The following is a 14,334-nucleotide window of genomic DNA, read 5'->3' on the forward strand; positions in this document are numbered from 1 at the left end:
TCTCCGCGCGGCGCCTGAGGAACGCGCCGTGGCGCTCAGCGTCCTGTGCGGAGATCTCGCCGGCCAGGACACCACGCCAGCACCCTGGACCAGAACAGCCATCGATGGCGGACATCCCCTCACCCACCGCCGCGCGAGCAGTCCCCGGCTCCTCCCGCAGGCCCCCGGTGAGGGGGCCCGGCGGCTCGGCGAGGCCTCCTGCGCCACCCGAGGCGCCCCTGGGCGACGCGCTTGCGGCGCCGACCGTCGCTCGCGATCCGCCGCGATGGCCGCAGTCTCGCCCGCTCCAGACCACCGACCGCCCTCCGTCACGCGGGTCCTGACGAGCGTTGACACGCACACGCTGACCTGGTAGGTGAGCGAAGCGTCCGTGCGAACGCGGCTGGCGGCAAACGATGCGGGCGAGTCCTTGCCTCAGCGAAGCGACGGACGCGCAGGGCTTGGCCCCTCTCGGGCGCCACCCACGTGGAAGTTCCGCCGCCGGGCGCTTGAATGCCATGTCGCTGTAAGATACCGCCGCCGTGGACCGGCTCGCTCAACACGGCCGGCATCGCAGGGGGCGGCAGCACGAGCGCCTTGACGGATCCAGCGAGGGCAGCGAAGCCAACCTCGGTATGGTCTCGCGGCTCGTCCGTGCGGGGAGGTTGACGCGGCACAGCTAGCCAGAGTCAACGGTGCGAGGCGCCGGAGGCCCACCCTAGCCTCCGACCCGGCACCATGTTATTGCTAGCCCGCCGATTCCGCCACGCGCGCAATTGATGCGCGCCGGTGGTTCACCTGACTTGAGGAGCGCTGGAGCCACAACAAACGCAACATGCCTGGAAGCCCAGCGCGGGCGTGGAGATACCGCCTCCACCCTGGCCTGGAGACCAGAGCCCTGGGGCTTACCCCGCGGACACCGTTGTCGAAGGCGCCCTCTGAACTAAGGCACACGCAAACCACGAGCTGGAGATCCGTTTATGACCGTTGTCACTGGAGACAGAGAGTACTTCCCGGGTGTTGGCAAGATCCCTTTCGAGGGGCCTGAGTCCGACAACCCCCTCGCCTTCAAGTGGTACGACGCCAACCGCGTCGTCGCCGGCAAGGCCATGAAGGATCACTTCAAGTTTGCCGTGTGTTACTGGCACACGTTCTGCGGGCGCGGGCACGATCCGTTCGGTCCGGGGACGATCAACTTCCCCTGGGACGAGGGCAAGGACGCGCTGGCCCGTGCTCGCATGAAGATGGACGCGAACTTCGAGTTCATCACCAAGCTGGGCGCGACGCACTACTGTTTCCACGACATCGACCTCGTGGAGGAGGGCGAGAACCGCGCCGAGACGTCGCGTCGCCTCCAGAGCATCGTCGAGTACGCCAAGCAGAAGCAGACGCAGTCGGGCGTCAAGCTGCTGTGGGGCACGGCGAACCTGTTCTCCAACCCGCGTTACATGAACGGCGCCTCCACGAACCCGGATTTCTCCGTGCTGGCCTACGCCGGCGCCCAGCTCAAGGACGCCCTCGACGCGACCATCGCGTTGAACGGTGAGAACTACGTGTTCTGGGGCGGCCGCGAAGGGTACATGAGCCTGCTGAACACGGACATGAAGCGCGAGAAGGCGCACTTCGCTCGCTTCTTGACCATCGCCCGCGACTACGCGCGCTCGCGCGGCTTCAAGGGCGTCTTCTTCATCGAGCCCAAGCCCATGGAGCCCTCCAAGCACCAGTACGACTTCGACGCCGAGACCGTGATCGGGTTCCTGCGCCAGCACGGCCTGGACAAGGACTTCAAGCTCAACCTCGAGACGAACCACGCGACGCTCGCCGGCCACACCATGGACCACGAGATGCAGGTGGCCGCGGACAACGGCATGCTCGGCAGCATCGACGCCAACCGGGGCGACTATCAGAACGCGTGGGACACCGATCAGTTCCCCTACAACATCAACGAGACGGTCGAGATGATGCTCATCCTGCTCCGCAGCGGTGGGTTCCAGGGCGGCGGCGTCAACTTCGACGCCAAGCGCCGCCGCAACTCGAGCGATCTCATCGACACCTTCCACGGGCACATCGGCGGCATGGATGTGTTCGCCCGCTCGCTCCTCATCGCCGACGACCTGATCCGCAAGTCGCCGCTCGAGGCGATGCGCAAGGCGCGTTATGCGTCCTTCGACGGCGGCAAGGGCGCCGATTTCGAGCAGGGCAAGCTGACGCTGGAGCAGCTGGCCGAGATCGGCAACGCTGGCGGTGAGGTCAAGCTCACGAGCGGTCAGCAGGAGCTGTACGAAAACATCATCAATCGCTGGATCCGATAAGCCGAGCGATCGAGGGAACGACAGCCGGGCGCCGTTGCGCGCCCGGCTGTTTTTCTTTCCGAAGAGATGTAGCTCTCCTGCGGATGATCCACTCCGCGACGGCGACGTTGATCACCCAGCCGGCGCCCATCAGGAGCGCTCTGACGCCCTCGCCCGGCACGCCGACGAGCAGCACCCACGGCATGTGGGTCAGCACCTGAGTCCCCGCGCCCAGGCCGATCGCGTAGCCGCGCAGCATGAAGGCGCCGTGACGGACGAAGTCGCGCCGCGAGATGGCGACAAGGCCGAGCACGAGCGACATGAACATGGCAGAGCCGAACAGCACCCGGAGAACGGCGAGGGCGTCGCCGTCCCCCTTGGGGAGCTCGTAAGACGCCTGCATCCACAGACCCGAGGCGGCAGCGACGAGCCCTGACGGGGCCACGGCCCACCCCGCCGCGCGATGCCAGCGAGGCTTCCGGCGGCGAAAGCCCGAGGAGAACTGGAACGCACCCAGGATCGAGAATACGCTGACACTGAAGATATGCAGCACGATGGGCACGGGCGCAGCGAAGAAGCGGGCGTTGTCCGGGGTGACCTTGGCGCCGACGCTCAGCTCGGCCAGGCGGAAGGCGCCGGCCACCACGGGGACCGCGCTGAGGCCGAGCAGAAGCGCGGGTACGAGCCAGTCTCGCTTCGCCGAGGGGGTCGTGGTGCTCTCGTTCGTCATGCCGCCAAGCTAGGGACGGCCCTGGTTGCGTCGCAATTGGCGCAAAAGTCGGATCTGGGTCGGCCGATTGCCCGATGGGGCGATCGTACTTTCGGCCAGGTGCACCGCCACCTGGCCCCGGGCCGACGGGTCAGTCGCGGACGCGACCGGTCTCGTAGGCCCAGATGGCGATCTCGACCCGGTTGCGCGCGCCGAGCTTGGTCATGAGGCTGGCGATGTGGGCCTTGACGGTGCTCAGGCTGATGTGGAGCTCGTCGGCGATCTCGGCGTTGGTTCGACCGCGGGCCACGATGAGGAGGACCTCCTCCTCGCGGGCGGTGAGGGCCTCCGCGGGCTGTGCTCGTGGCAGCTGGGGGCGAGAGGCGGCGAACGAGGAGAGCAGGCGGGCGGTGACACGTGGCGCGATCAAGGCGTCGCCGCTCGCGGCGGCGCGGATGGCCTGCGCGAGCAGCTCGGGACCGGCGTCCTTCAGCAAGAAGCCGCGGGCGCCGGCCTTGAGGGCGCCAACCACGTAGTCGTCATGATCGAAGGTGGTGATCACCACGACCGCCAGGGGACGGTCGACGGCCGGGCCGGCGAGCCGTCGGGTAGCTTCGATGCCGTCGATTCCTGGCATGCGGATGTCGAACAGGCACACGTCGGGACGGAGGGCGAGCGCCAGCTCCACGGCCTTGTGTCCGTCGCCGGCGACGCCCACGACCTCGATGTCAGGCTGGGCGTCGAGGATGATGCTGAGCCCGGTGCGGACGATCTCTTGATCGTCGGCGACGATGACGCGAATGCTCATGTTGTCCGTCCATTCCGAGGCAGCACGGCCGTCACCGTCCAGCCGCGCCGTGGGCCCGGGCCCGCATGGCACGTGCCGCCGAGCAGCGTCGCTCGTTCGATCATGCCGACCAACCCGTATCCCGCCGACGTGGAATGGCCAGCGTGGGTCCCCTGGCCGTCGTCGGTGACCCGCAAACGTACGGACGTGTCGTCGGCCGTGACCTCCACGTCGATCCGGGTCGCGTGGCGAGCGTGTCGGCGAGCGTTGGTGATCGCCTCCTGCGCGAGGCGAAAGATCGCGGCGGAGACCGACGATGGCAAGTCATCGAAGCTCCCGGTCAACTTCACCTCGACGGAAGCCCCTGTGGCGGATGGGCCTGCGAGCTGTCCGAGGTCGGCGACCCGCGGGCTCGGCGCGAGCTCGGCCGACTCGCCGCGGCGCAGGAGCCGGACCATCGTGCGCATCTCGCCGAGGGCGCGAGACGCCTCGTCCGCGATCACGCGGAGCGCGTCGACGGGAGCCTCGGGGCGAGCCGACGCGGCGACCAGGCCAGCCTGCGCGCGGATCGCGATCGCCGATACATGGTGGGCGACGGTGTCGTGCAGGTCGCGGGCGATCCGCTCTCGCTCGGCCAGCTTGGCTTCATCGAGCTCTCGCAGGCGCACGCGATCCCGGTAGCGCACCGCCGCGCCGAGCGCCATCGTGGAGAGCAGGACGGCGTAGCCCCCGATGACATCGCCGGTCCTGGCATGAGAACGGATCATGTCGACCGCCGCCGAGGTCACCATGATCGGCAGCCCGATCATCGCTTCACGCCCCGTACCCCACCGGAACAACGAATAGGGCAGCAGCACCATGTAGACCATCGCGTAGAGCCCTGGCGATGCGCTGCCGGTCGCCATCACGGCGAGCTGTATCGCGATGAGGAGGCCGAACGCGATCACGACCATCCGCAGCGGCCTGGTCCTCCGCCAGAGCAGCGTCGGCAAGAGCCCGATGCAAAGGACCAGCGAAGCGATCCGCCACGGCAGGTCGCGCCGGATCGCGACCTCGAGCGAGCCGAGCGCGGCGAACGCGGCCAGGAGCACCCAATCCATCCGGACGCGTCGAGGGGGGTGCGGTGCTCGTGGCTCGGACCACACGGATCGAAAGAACGCGCGCACCTGCCTCATGAGAAGAGCCGGATTGACTCCACACCCATCGCTCGAGCGAACCAGCACGACGACCTGGCGTGCTGGTCGCAGCATAGACCGGATGGACGCCGTGCACGAGGCCTCGATGGGGGCGCTCTCGCGATGGTCCGCTGCGCCGCGCGGATCGACGCCCCGAAGCTGCCGGCAGGGAGCCCCCCTGTCCGATGGCTCACGTCCTCGACTCGGCCACGGACCGGCGCTCGTTACAAGCAGAGCCCCTGTCCGCAGACGAGCCTGCATTCACAGCCGGTCTCCTGGACGCCTCCGGAGATGTTCATGCTGGTGGTGCCGGCCGCGCGCAGGTTGGCTTCGATCCTCTCGAGGGCGCATGCCTGGAGCTTGAAGTTGTCGGTGATCTGTACGTCCTCGCCCACGCTGCGCAAGGCATCGAGCCGCAGCGCCGCGAGCTCCGTGTTTCGATGGATCCAGAACCGCTCGTCGACGGTCTCGAGCTTGCGAAAGTCGGCTTCCAGCAGCTCGAACGCCAGATAGATCCACAACGTACCGCGGACACGCACCAGGTTCGGCATGCGGATCGCCTTGATCTGCGCCGCGACCAGCTCCCCGCTCGAGGCACCGCCCTCGGCCTGGATACCGCCGACTTCGAGCAAGCTGGGCAAGTCGAGCGTTCCGGCGAAGTCGGGGCTGACCGAGATCGTGCCGTCGATCGTGGAGTAAGCGCGCGCTGCGAGGGCGTCCGCGTCCGACGCGATGAGCAGATCGCCTTGATGGACGCTGCCTTCGAGCGCCTCCGGGCCGCTCTCGCAATCTCCAGCGCCGCCCTCTCCGGCCGCACCTGCGCCCCCAGCAGAGGCGCCCGACGTTGCGCCAGGGTCCGTGTCTCCGCCCGAGCCGCCCTCCCCCGCCCCGCCGCCGTCGCTGCCCCCGCCCAGACCTCCCGACGGACCGTGAGAGGTCCCGCTCGTTGCGCCGCCCGAGCCCCCCGTGACCGTGTCGCCGGTGCTGGCGCTGTTCCCATCGCCCGAACCGCACGCGACGAGCAACGACACCGCGGCCATCGACGTCAGCCGGTCGAGCCACGATGGAGCCGACCGTCGGATTCTTGCGCCTTCTCCGGCAATTCCGGCAACTGAATTCACACCGCTCATGAGAGAGGAGGAAATCGAAACGTTCCAGGAGCGTCAAGCCCGCAACGGCGCTCGAGGCGACGGCGACCTGCAACGATCTGGGTCTCCGCTTTTCTCAGCCGGTCCGCTGATTGGACCGTGCGCCCGCAGAGGCGTCAAAGCCTCGCGCCGCCTTCTCCTACATCCGAACGTTTACGTTTACGTTGGTGACCGATGGTGGAGTGACCGATGGTGGGAGGGGGCCGGGCGTGGTCTCGAGGGCATCGAGGATGCGGCTCGCGCCCCAGGCCCAGGCGGTCAGCGCGCCACTCTCCGCGTTCCCATGGAACTTGGAGGCTCGGGCGTCTGATCGTCTGCTCGTCACCGGCGAGCGAGCCGGCCCTGGACGGCGAACGATCGCCGCCCGGCAATCACGCCGAAGGGGGGCAAGGCCAGAATGGCGGTCATGCCCCCCAAGGGCATCACTACTGCAGCACTGTATCCATATCCCAGTCAATCCACATGCTCTTCCATTCGCTGACCGGCTGCTGAACGCCATTGTCCAGGATGCTCATCACGTCCGTGTTTGCGCTGGTATTGCCTTCGAACGCTCGCTTGAACATCTCGCCTGCGAGGGCGGTCTGAGTGCCCGAGGCGCCGCAGTGGTTTGCGCTGTACATCGTAAAACCCATGCGCTCTGGAACACCGAGCGCTTTCCACACCGGCTTTGCCGCCCATGCGGAGAGCGCTTCGCAGGTCCCACCCAGGTGACACCATGAGTCCCTGCCATTGGCATTCGTGAAGTGCACCAGGTGCCGTGGAGCGATGGTCGCCAGGAGCATGTGCGTATCGAAGGGGAGGTTGTATACCTTCGAGGGGTCGTTCCGGAGCCAGCGGGCCGCGCTCGTCACCCAGGGTCCGCAGATACCGCTGTCCTCGAGGTTGTCGATGCTCTGAGGCTTGGCATCCTTGCACTGCCAGACAGAACCACCTTCACCGTGCCTGAACCACTCCGCCTGGCGCAAGTTGGCTACACCACCGCCGCCCGACTCCACGATGACAACCACCGGCGCGCGACTGAAGACACCCGCCAGGTAAGCGCCTTTTCCACACCCGGAGCACCCCGACACCATCACCTTCGTGGGATCGTGCCCGCTGCCCGGGTTCTTCTCCAGCACGTCCATCACCCGGTCAATCATCCACCCGTTGGCGATGTTGGTGTTGACCTCGGACAAGCCGAAAAGATTTCTAATCTTGCCTTCAAAGCCGCTTCCAAACGACAGCGTCTTGCTGCCCGACGGGAAAATCCCACCCGACAACTTGAGAGCGATCACACTACCGGATCCGCTGATGCTCGCCGAGAAGGTCTCTGATTTTCCACCCACCTTGGCGGTGATCGAAACGGTACCTCCGGATACGGTTCCGGTCACCTCATCCGGCTCGCCGGGGACCGGGCCGTAAAGGTACTTGGCTGCCATGGCCAGGATTTCCTTGCGGCGGCACTCCCACTGCTCCTTGGTCGTGACCTTCGTTCCGTTGAAGAACGTGAACGGATCCGGGAGCTTCTCGTTCACCTCGGTCAGACCGCTCGGCTCGGGCAAAGTTGGCAGGACACACGTGAATTGGCCGCCGCCAGTCCCGCTGGTCGCGCTAGCCTCGCCAGTCCCGCTGGTCGTGCTGGCCCCGCCGGTCGGGGAGCCGCCCGTGCCGGCTCCGCTCGTCGCGGCACCGCCGCCCGTACCGGCGCCTCCGCTGCTCGTGGAAGCACCGCTGGTCGCGGGGCCTGCACCCGAGGTGACTCCCCCGCTCCCGCTCGGGGTCCCGCCGCCTGAGCCCGAAGCATCTCCCCCGGCACCGCCGGATCCTACTTCTGTAGCGCAGCCAGGGAAGTTCAAGAGGGCGAGGACGGGGATCGCGAGAGCGGTTAATTTGCGCGAGGCACGAGAACGGACAGACATGAAGGCCTCCATGTTTCGAGGGCAGTGGCGGCGTGCGACACGGGTACATGACAGGTGGTACCCGACACGCGAAAAGCCGCCGTACTTATAGCAGACGAGTGTGAAGTTTGTGCGTTTTTCGCGTTGGTGACGCTGTTTTCGCGACGCGTGCGAATTTGCGCTGTGAGTATGCCAATGGGACGTGAACGAGAGATTTCAGGGCGCGGTGCGATTCGTTCGCCGCCAGGCCGAGGACCCGTAAACTGAGCTATGAGAGCGGCGCTCCCGGGGCCTGGGAGCAAGTCCCGGATCTGGCGATGCGCTCCGCTCGAGCGCGAGCTCTTCGCTTCCTCCCCGGGTCCTCTGCAGTCGCCTGCGGTGGGCGGACGTCGTTCGATGAGGAGAACTTCTCCCCGGACGACGCCTCCGGTCCAGCCGGGTCCGGAGGGAAGAGCCTCGGAGCCGGCGGTCTCGGGGCTGTCGCTGGGGCCGCGCGCGACGAACAGGGGAGGAGGGCCGTCGGGGGGAGAGATTTGGAGACGGTTGGCCGGAACGACATCACCAGATGCCCATTCCCAGCGGAGGGCAGTTCGATCACGCTTATCGCTGGGAATCGTACGACCGGAGCGCGCAGCGTTTGGCAAGGATGCAAATGTTCAACAAGCTTGTAGTCGAGGCGACCCCTCCGGATCGTCTCCGGGAACACCTCGCGAAAGCTCGCACCTGAGGGACATCCGAGAAGCGACGCCTGTTGGCGAGACTTTGTTCGTCGCGTCGCGTTCACGTGGAGTCTGGTCGTCTGCTCCTCGTCGGAGGACGAACCGCACTCCGGCGGCGATGCGCCCGCGGAGGCACGGGCTCAGCGGCGCCGGGCGGCCCTTCTTCCGCCGCCAGGCGGCCTGCACGCTCGCCCTTACCCCGCGCGAGCTTGCCGTTCCGCCGCCGCGCCCCAGGAGGATCTCATCATGGCTCGACTACAACGCCTCATCGAGCCGGGGACGCGCGCGACGCCCGACCTCCTGGCCGCGCTCCGCGCGCTGGCTCGGCCGCTGCGCTCCACGGCCGATCTCGACCCCTTGATCGAGCGCATCGGCGGCGCGCGCTGCGCGCTCCTGGGCGAGGCGACGCACGGGACGCGCGAGTTCTACACGTGGCGCGCAGCGCTCTCCAGGCGGCTGATCGTCGAAGCGGGGGCCTCCTTCATCGCCGTCGAGGGCGACTGGCCCGATTGCTACCGCGTCAACCGCTATGTGAAGGGCTACGCGGACGCGGGGAGCAGCGCCCGCGCGGTGCTGCGCGCCTTCGATCGCTGGCCGACCTGGATGTGGGCCAACGAGGAGGTCGCCGACCTCGTCGAGTGGCTGCGCAGGCACAACGAGGGTCGGCCCGAGGAGCAGCGGGTCGGCTTCTACGGGCTCGACGTCTACAGCCTCTGGGACTCGCTCCGCGAGGTCATGCGCTACCTGGAGGGGGCCGCCCCCGACGCGCTGCCGGCCGCACGGCGCGCGCTGCGCTGCTTCGAGCCGTATGCCGACGATGCCCAGGAGTACGCCCGGGCGACGGTGCTCGTGCCGGAGTCGTGCCAGGCTGAGGCCGTCAAGCTGCTCGCCGAGGTGCGCAAGAGAACGCCGGAGTTCGGCGCCGACGGGCGCGACGGGCACTTCGTCGCCGAGCAGAACGCGCTCGTGGTCAAGAACGCCGAGGCCTACTACCGGGCGATGGTGCGCAGCGACGCGGCGTCGTGGAACGTCCGCGATCGGCACATGGCCGAGACGCTCGATCGGCTGCTCGAGCAGCACGGCCCGCGCGGCCGCGCGATCGTCTGGGCGCACAACACGCACATCGGCGACGCGCGCTTCACCGACATGGCGGAGCGGGGCGAGGTGAACCTCGGCCAGCTCGCCCGCGAGCGCCACGGGGAGGAGCGCGTCGCGCTCGTCGCCTTCGGCGCCCACCGCGGCACGGTGATCGCCGCCCGGGCGTGGGACGCGCCGATGGAGGTGATGCGCTTGCCGGTCGGGCGGCCCGAGAGCTGGGAGGACCTGCTGCACGAGGCGGGCGGCCGGGATCAGCTGCTGATCTTCGAGCCGGGGCGGCTGCCGGAGGAGTCGCTGGCCTGGCGCGGCCACCGCGCCGTCGGCGTCGTCTACCACCCCGAGTACGACGGGTACGGGAACTACGTGCCGACGGTGCTGCCGCGCCGCTACGACGCGCTCGTCTTCGTCGACGAGTCACAGGCCGTCCGGCCCCTGCACATCGCGCCGCGGGCCGAGAAGGAGCCGCCGGAGACCTACCCCTCCGGCGTGTGACGCCGGCTGCATGGCGCGCGCAGTGCAAAGCGCGCTGGGCGAGGTGAGCCGATGCTCTCGTTACAATCTCCCGATTTCCACCATGGCGACGTGATCCCGATCGTGCATACCTGCGAGGGGAAGGACGTGCCGCCCGCGCTCTCCTGGTCGGGTATCCCCGGCGGCACGAGGAGCCTTGCGCTCATCGTCGACGACCCGGACGCGCCCGATCCACGCGCCCCCAAGACGACGTGGGTCCACTGGGTGCTCTACAACATCCCGCCCGACGCCGGCGGCCTGCCCGAGGGCGCGCGCAAGGCCGATCTGCCGGCGGGCACGCTCGAGGGAAGGAACGACTGGAAGCGCGCCGGCTACGGCGGCCCGTGCCCGCCCATCGGCAAGCACCGTTACTTCTTCAAGCTGTATGCGCTCGACACGGTGCTGCCCCCGCGAGGCGGGCTCACGAAGGTGGAGCTCGAGAAGGCGATGGAGGGGCACGTCCTCGCGCGTGTCGAGCTTGTCGGGACGTACCAGAAGAGGGGCGGCTCGTAGGAGCCGAGCGCCATCGGCCGCTCCTCGCGCTCGACCTCGCGCGAGCCTTCGCGCGCTGCGGGCTCATCCGCGTCGTTCGGCTCGCTGCGGCGTACTTTTGTAGGCCTCGCTCGCCTGCCTGGCGGATGAGCCCGTATCACACGAATCTACACCTCGCTATGCGCCATGGACGCGCCTTCGGCGTGCGCTCATTCGCACTTGCAGACCGGGCGACCGCCATCGTCACAGTGGCACTGACACACTCCCTCAGGACACGTGACGACCTTATCGCCCTTCGGGCAGGTGGCGACGCACGAGGCAATGGAGTCATCCTCGCCGCCCGCCGCGACCTCAGCGTCGCTGGCCTGCCAAGGATCAAGCTCATTGGCGTCGACCGACGCCCCTGCTCTGCCGTCCACGGCCTCCGCGGCCGCGCTCCTCCAGAGCGCCGCGGAAGCGGGCAGCATCGACAACACGAACACCGATAACAGCGTACCGCTCATCTTCACTCCTCCTGGTCAGCGATGCTTCCATGATCGGGCATCATTGATTGGCAGGGGCCGAGGCACGCGGCGTGCCGAATGGCGCGGCCGGCGGCCGAGCTCGCGGCGCCGCGGCAGGTACGGGAGCGCTGCCCCGCGTGTGTCCGCGATGTTCAAACGGCGCAGCCAGCCCGGCCGCGCGGGTTGAGCTCGCCTGTCACGCCGCATCCTCACCACGCTCGGCGAGAGCGCGGTTTCGAACGCGACAATCCGAGCAAAGGGTTGCGCGCGATGGTTTGCTCGAACACGCAAGCCGACCGCGGGCGGATACCGCCGCCGAGCGGCCGCGGCCTGTACATTGGCGCGGCGAGAGGCGCAGCGCGCGCTGGCCAGCGGAGAGCGCGGCTGGCACGACGAGTGCTCTTTGGTCAGGCAGCACACAGGGGCACATGACCCGCGAGCTGGCTGGATGCTCCGAGTCCGGTGGAGCTGCTCGAACGCAGGGGCTCCGCGCGGTCGGCAAACGCAGCTGGCATGTCTGGCCTCTCTGACCATCAACCATCACGAGATCGAACGAAAGAGGAAGAACATGACACGAAAGATCATCACCGCGGTCGCTGGTATGTCGTTGTTCGTCGGCGTGGCGATGGCGCAGGCGGCGACGCCCGCCACCTCGAGCCTGAAGGGTCGCTCTGCCCTTCACCCCGAGGCGAGCGCCGGGACGCCCGAGAAGGTGGCGCAGTATTACGGGTACCCTGGGGCCAACGTGGCCACCTCGACGAACATTGGCCTCGCGGGCATCGCCATCGGGACCTCGGGGTCCGTCGCCCAGTCGTCGGTCGCCCAGGCAGGCGGGTACGGCAACGTCGGTGTCGCGACGGCCAACGCAGGGGGCTTCCACGGCCGTGGCCACGGCCGTGGCCACGGAGGCTGGAGGAGGATCGCGCTGAACGACGCGCCGGCGTCCGGTCAAGCCGACATCCTCTTCGACAACTAGTTCCACCGGCCAGAGGTCCGGCCAGGAATGGCCGGACCTCTGCGCCGCTTCGCGGCGGCTTCGCGCGGGCGGACCTGGCTGGTTTCCTCGGGGCTCCGCCCCACTCCGCACCCCGGCGGCCACAAGCGGCCCCGGCCGGCCCGCTGGGGCCGGAGCATCCACGGGCCGCGCGCGGCGCTCCGGCGGCGCGCGGCCTCCTCTCCGACGACCCCGAACCCGGGATGGACGAAACCATGCGCCGTTTACTCCGTGTGCTCTCGACGTCCGCGCCCGCGCTGCTCGCCGCGGCGCTCTGCTTTCATTTCGCGATGACACTCGCTTACCTGACGCCGCAGAACCCGCTCCAGCTCCGCTTCGCGCGGCTCATCAGCGGGTACATGAACCCGTTCTTCGAGCAGAACTGGCACCTCTTCGCCCCCGATCCCATCACCGACACGCGGCTCGTGATGGTCGCCTGCCGCTTGCACGAGCCGGACGGGAGCACGACCGAGACCGGGTGGACCGATATCACGACCCCCTACTGGGAATCCCACCTGGAGAACCGACTCGGCCCCGCGACGCGCCTCGGACGATCGGTGACGGGCGCGGCGCGCATGATCTACACCGTCGATCCGACGTCGCTGCAGATGGCGAAGAAGCTCGATCAGCAGCGCACACGCGCGCAGGCGGGCGGAGGCGGCGCCGAGGCGCCCGATGCGCAGGTGGCCGACATGCTCAGGGACGAGGTGAAGAAGGAGCAGGACGCCGGCGTTCAGCTCGGCAAGACCGTCCTGGAGCGGGCCGGCTCCGCGCACTGTGACAGCCTGTACGGCCCGAGCCGCACCGCGGCGGTGCGGTTGCGCCTGGCGGTGCTGAAATTCCCGCGCTTCTCCCGGCGCGACCTGCCCGACTCGAAGGGTGAAATGACGTACTATGATTTCGACTGGGCTCCCCATCGACCGGTGGCGCCGCTGGACGCGACGACCGAGGACAGACCCGAGACGCCCGTGGCCCTCCGGGCGGCGGCCGCGGAGGAGAGGTGACGCCATGCTGAGCAAGCTGAACGCACGCTGGCACCGCATCGTGGAGCTCACGAGCCGCGAGCGCTGTCTCATCGGGGCCAGCCTCTTCCGGATCGTCGCCGGACTGACCATCCTCCACCTCTACCTGGCCAACTACTTCCAGCGCCATTACCTCTACGGCCCCGAGGGGGTGTGGCCCTTCGCGCGGTCGCTCGAGGAGGCCCACAGCACCGGCGCGTTCTCGATCTACCTGTTCAGCAGGTCGCCGCTCTACTTCGAGGTCGTCTTCCACCTCGCCATGCTGTTCGCGGCGCTGTGGGTGATCGGCTTCCGCACGCGGCTCATGTCGCTGCTCACGTATGTCGGGCTCTGGTCGTTGCATCAGCGGAACCCCGTCCTGCTCGACGGCGGCGACAACCTCGTCCGGCTCGCGCTGCTGTACGGCATCTTCGCCGAGCTCGGCGCGTACTTCTCGCTCGACGCCGATCGCCTCCGCGCGCAGCGGGAGCGCGGCGGGGAGCTCCAGCGGATCAAGGGGATGCTCCACAACGCGGCGATCCTCGCCTGCGCCGTCCAGGTGTGCCTGGTCTACGGGGTCGCGGGGCTCTACAAGGTGCAGGGGGAGCTGTGGCAGAACGGGACGGCCCTTTATTACATCACCCGCGTCGGCGAGTTCACGTGGCCCGGCCACAGCGACAGCCTCTCCCGCAGCGTGGCGGTGGTGACGGCGCTGACCTACGTGACGGTCGGGTTCCAGCTCAGCTTCCCGTTCCTGTTCGCCCTGAACCGGCACACACGCAGGCTCTCGCTCGCCGCGGCGTTCCTGTTCCACGCCGGCATCGCCGTCATGATGGGGCTCGGCACGTTCGCAGTATTCATGATCAGCGTCGAGCTGGCGCTCATCGCGGACGCGGAATACCGGGCGATCGGCGCGTTCGCCAGGCGGCTCGTGTCCTTCGAGGCGCCCTCGCTCCGGCGCCTTCTTCCCGCGCGCCGGATCCAGACGAAGTAGCGCGGCGCAGGCGCGCTCGAGCGCCCGCGCCACGCCGGCCTCCCAGCGATCCCCGCC

Annotated in this window: 13 protein-coding genes; 6 read left to right on the forward strand and 7 right to left on the reverse strand. The window is 68.3% G+C overall.

Going from position 1 to position 14,334, the window contains the following annotated elements; translation table 11 throughout:
• Positions 1 to 959 precede the first annotated feature (959 nt).
• Complete coding sequence (gene xylA / locus WMF39_RS29815) at positions 960 to 2,291, forward strand: xylose isomerase (protein WP_437739880.1); 1,332 nt, start codon at positions 960 to 962, stop codon at positions 2,289 to 2,291.
• Here the strand turns inward: xylA and WMF39_RS29820 are convergent.
• From WMF39_RS29820 to WMF39_RS29845, 6 genes are all read right to left on the reverse strand, one after another.
• A complete protein-coding gene (locus tag WMF39_RS29820; protein WP_437739881.1) occupies positions 2,272 to 3,000 on the reverse strand; it encodes a DUF2306 domain-containing protein in 729 nt (242 codons plus the stop codon). The two genes, xylA and WMF39_RS29820, sit on opposite strands and share 20 nt — an antisense overlap.
• Before the next feature lie 130 nt (positions 3,001 to 3,130).
• Positions 3,131 to 3,787: a response regulator gene (locus WMF39_RS29825; protein ID WP_437739882.1), complete on the reverse strand. Its 657-nt coding sequence runs from the start codon at positions 3,785 to 3,787 to the stop codon at positions 3,131 to 3,133.
• The gene (locus tag WMF39_RS29830; RefSeq protein WP_437739883.1) at positions 3,784 to 4,941 is read right to left on the reverse strand and encodes a sensor histidine kinase; all 1,158 of its coding nucleotides are present in this window, start codon (positions 4,939 to 4,941) and stop codon (positions 3,784 to 3,786) included. The genes WMF39_RS29825 and WMF39_RS29830 overlap by 4 nt, the downstream gene beginning before the upstream one ends.
• A gap of 224 nt (positions 4,942 to 5,165) precedes the next feature.
• Positions 5,166 to 5,972, reverse strand: coding sequence for a hypothetical protein (locus tag WMF39_RS29835; protein WP_437739884.1), 807 nt, complete (start codon positions 5,970 to 5,972; stop codon positions 5,166 to 5,168).
• Between the two features lie 256 nt (positions 5,973 to 6,228).
• Positions 6,229 to 6,588, reverse strand: coding sequence for a glucuronyl esterase domain-containing protein (locus tag WMF39_RS29840; protein ID WP_437739885.1), 360 nt, complete (start codon positions 6,586 to 6,588; stop codon positions 6,229 to 6,231).
• Positions 6,515 to 7,603 (reverse strand): glucuronyl esterase domain-containing protein, encoded by a 1,089-nt coding sequence (locus WMF39_RS29845; protein ID WP_437739886.1) that lies wholly within the window; start codon positions 7,601 to 7,603, stop codon positions 6,515 to 6,517. Before WMF39_RS29845 ends, WMF39_RS29840 begins: the two co-directional genes overlap by 74 nt.
• Positions 7,604 to 8,931: 1,328 nt before the next feature.
• On the opposite strand from WMF39_RS29845, the gene WMF39_RS29850 reads away from it, so the two are divergent.
• On the forward strand, positions 8,932 to 10,275 hold the full coding sequence (locus WMF39_RS29850) for an erythromycin esterase family protein (RefSeq protein ID WP_437739887.1): 1,344 nt from the start codon (positions 8,932 to 8,934) through the stop codon (positions 10,273 to 10,275).
• A gap of 51 nt (positions 10,276 to 10,326) precedes the next feature.
• Complete coding sequence (locus WMF39_RS29855) at positions 10,327 to 10,806, forward strand: YbhB/YbcL family Raf kinase inhibitor-like protein (protein ID WP_437739888.1); 480 nt, start codon at positions 10,327 to 10,329, stop codon at positions 10,804 to 10,806.
• 188 nt (positions 10,807 to 10,994) lie between these two features.
• Here the strand turns inward: WMF39_RS29855 and WMF39_RS29860 are convergent, their stop codons facing one another.
• On the reverse strand, positions 10,995 to 11,288 hold the full coding sequence (locus WMF39_RS29860) for a hypothetical protein (RefSeq protein WP_437739889.1): 294 nt from the start codon (positions 11,286 to 11,288) through the stop codon (positions 10,995 to 10,997).
• Between the two features lie 568 nt (positions 11,289 to 11,856).
• On the opposite strand from WMF39_RS29860, the gene WMF39_RS29865 reads away from it, so the two are divergent.
• The 3 genes from WMF39_RS29865 to WMF39_RS29875 all read left to right on the forward strand — a co-directional run bounded on the left by WMF39_RS29865 (position 11,857) and on the right by WMF39_RS29875 (position 14,277).
• Positions 11,857 to 12,264: a hypothetical protein gene (locus tag WMF39_RS29865; RefSeq protein ID WP_437739890.1), complete on the forward strand. Its 408-nt coding sequence runs from the start codon at positions 11,857 to 11,859 to the stop codon at positions 12,262 to 12,264.
• 233 nt (positions 12,265 to 12,497) lie between these two features.
• Positions 12,498 to 13,286, forward strand: a complete 789-nt coding sequence (locus WMF39_RS29870) for a DUF5819 family protein (protein ID WP_437739891.1) — start codon at positions 12,498 to 12,500, stop codon at positions 13,284 to 13,286.
• 4 nt (positions 13,287 to 13,290) lie between these two features.
• The gene (locus WMF39_RS29875; RefSeq protein WP_437739892.1) at positions 13,291 to 14,277 is read left to right on the forward strand and encodes an HTTM domain-containing protein; all 987 of its coding nucleotides are present in this window, start codon (positions 13,291 to 13,293) and stop codon (positions 14,275 to 14,277) included.
• The last annotated feature ends 57 nt before the right edge of the window (positions 14,278 to 14,334 follow it).

Origin of the sequence: Sorangium sp. So ce1504 (genome assembly GCF_051521635.1) — a bacterium.
In the GTDB taxonomy this organism is placed as follows: Bacteria; Myxococcota_A; Polyangia; order Polyangiales; family Polyangiaceae; genus Sorangium; species Sorangium cellulosum_B.

Excerpts from the sequence above, each read along its gene's own strand:
- xylA (WP_437739880.1), top strand. The coding sequence starts at position 960 with ATGACCGTTGTCACTGGAGACAGAGAGTACTTCCCGGGTGTTGGCAAG.
- WMF39_RS29820 (WP_437739881.1), bottom strand. The coding sequence starts at position 3,000 with ATGACGAACGAGAGCACCACGACCCCCTCGGCGAAGCGAGACTGGCTC.
- WMF39_RS29825 (WP_437739882.1), bottom strand. The coding sequence starts at position 3,787 with ATGAGCATTCGCGTCATCGTCGCCGACGATCAAGAGATCGTCCGCACC.
- WMF39_RS29830 (WP_437739883.1), bottom strand. The coding sequence starts at position 4,941 with ATGAGGCAGGTGCGCGCGTTCTTTCGATCCGTGTGGTCCGAGCCACGA.
- WMF39_RS29840 (WP_437739885.1), bottom strand. The coding sequence starts at position 6,588 with ATGGCGTTCAGCAGCCGGTCAGCGAATGGAAGAGCATGTGGATTGACT.
- WMF39_RS29850 (WP_437739887.1), top strand. The coding sequence starts at position 8,932 with ATGGCTCGACTACAACGCCTCATCGAGCCGGGGACGCGCGCGACGCCC.
- WMF39_RS29855 (WP_437739888.1), top strand. The coding sequence starts at position 10,327 with ATGCTCTCGTTACAATCTCCCGATTTCCACCATGGCGACGTGATCCCG.
- WMF39_RS29860 (WP_437739889.1), bottom strand. The coding sequence starts at position 11,288 with ATGAGCGGTACGCTGTTATCGGTGTTCGTGTTGTCGATGCTGCCCGCT.
- WMF39_RS29865 (WP_437739890.1), top strand. The coding sequence starts at position 11,857 with ATGACACGAAAGATCATCACCGCGGTCGCTGGTATGTCGTTGTTCGTC.
- WMF39_RS29870 (WP_437739891.1), top strand. The coding sequence starts at position 12,498 with ATGCGCCGTTTACTCCGTGTGCTCTCGACGTCCGCGCCCGCGCTGCTC.
- WMF39_RS29875 (WP_437739892.1), top strand. The coding sequence starts at position 13,291 with ATGCTGAGCAAGCTGAACGCACGCTGGCACCGCATCGTGGAGCTCACG.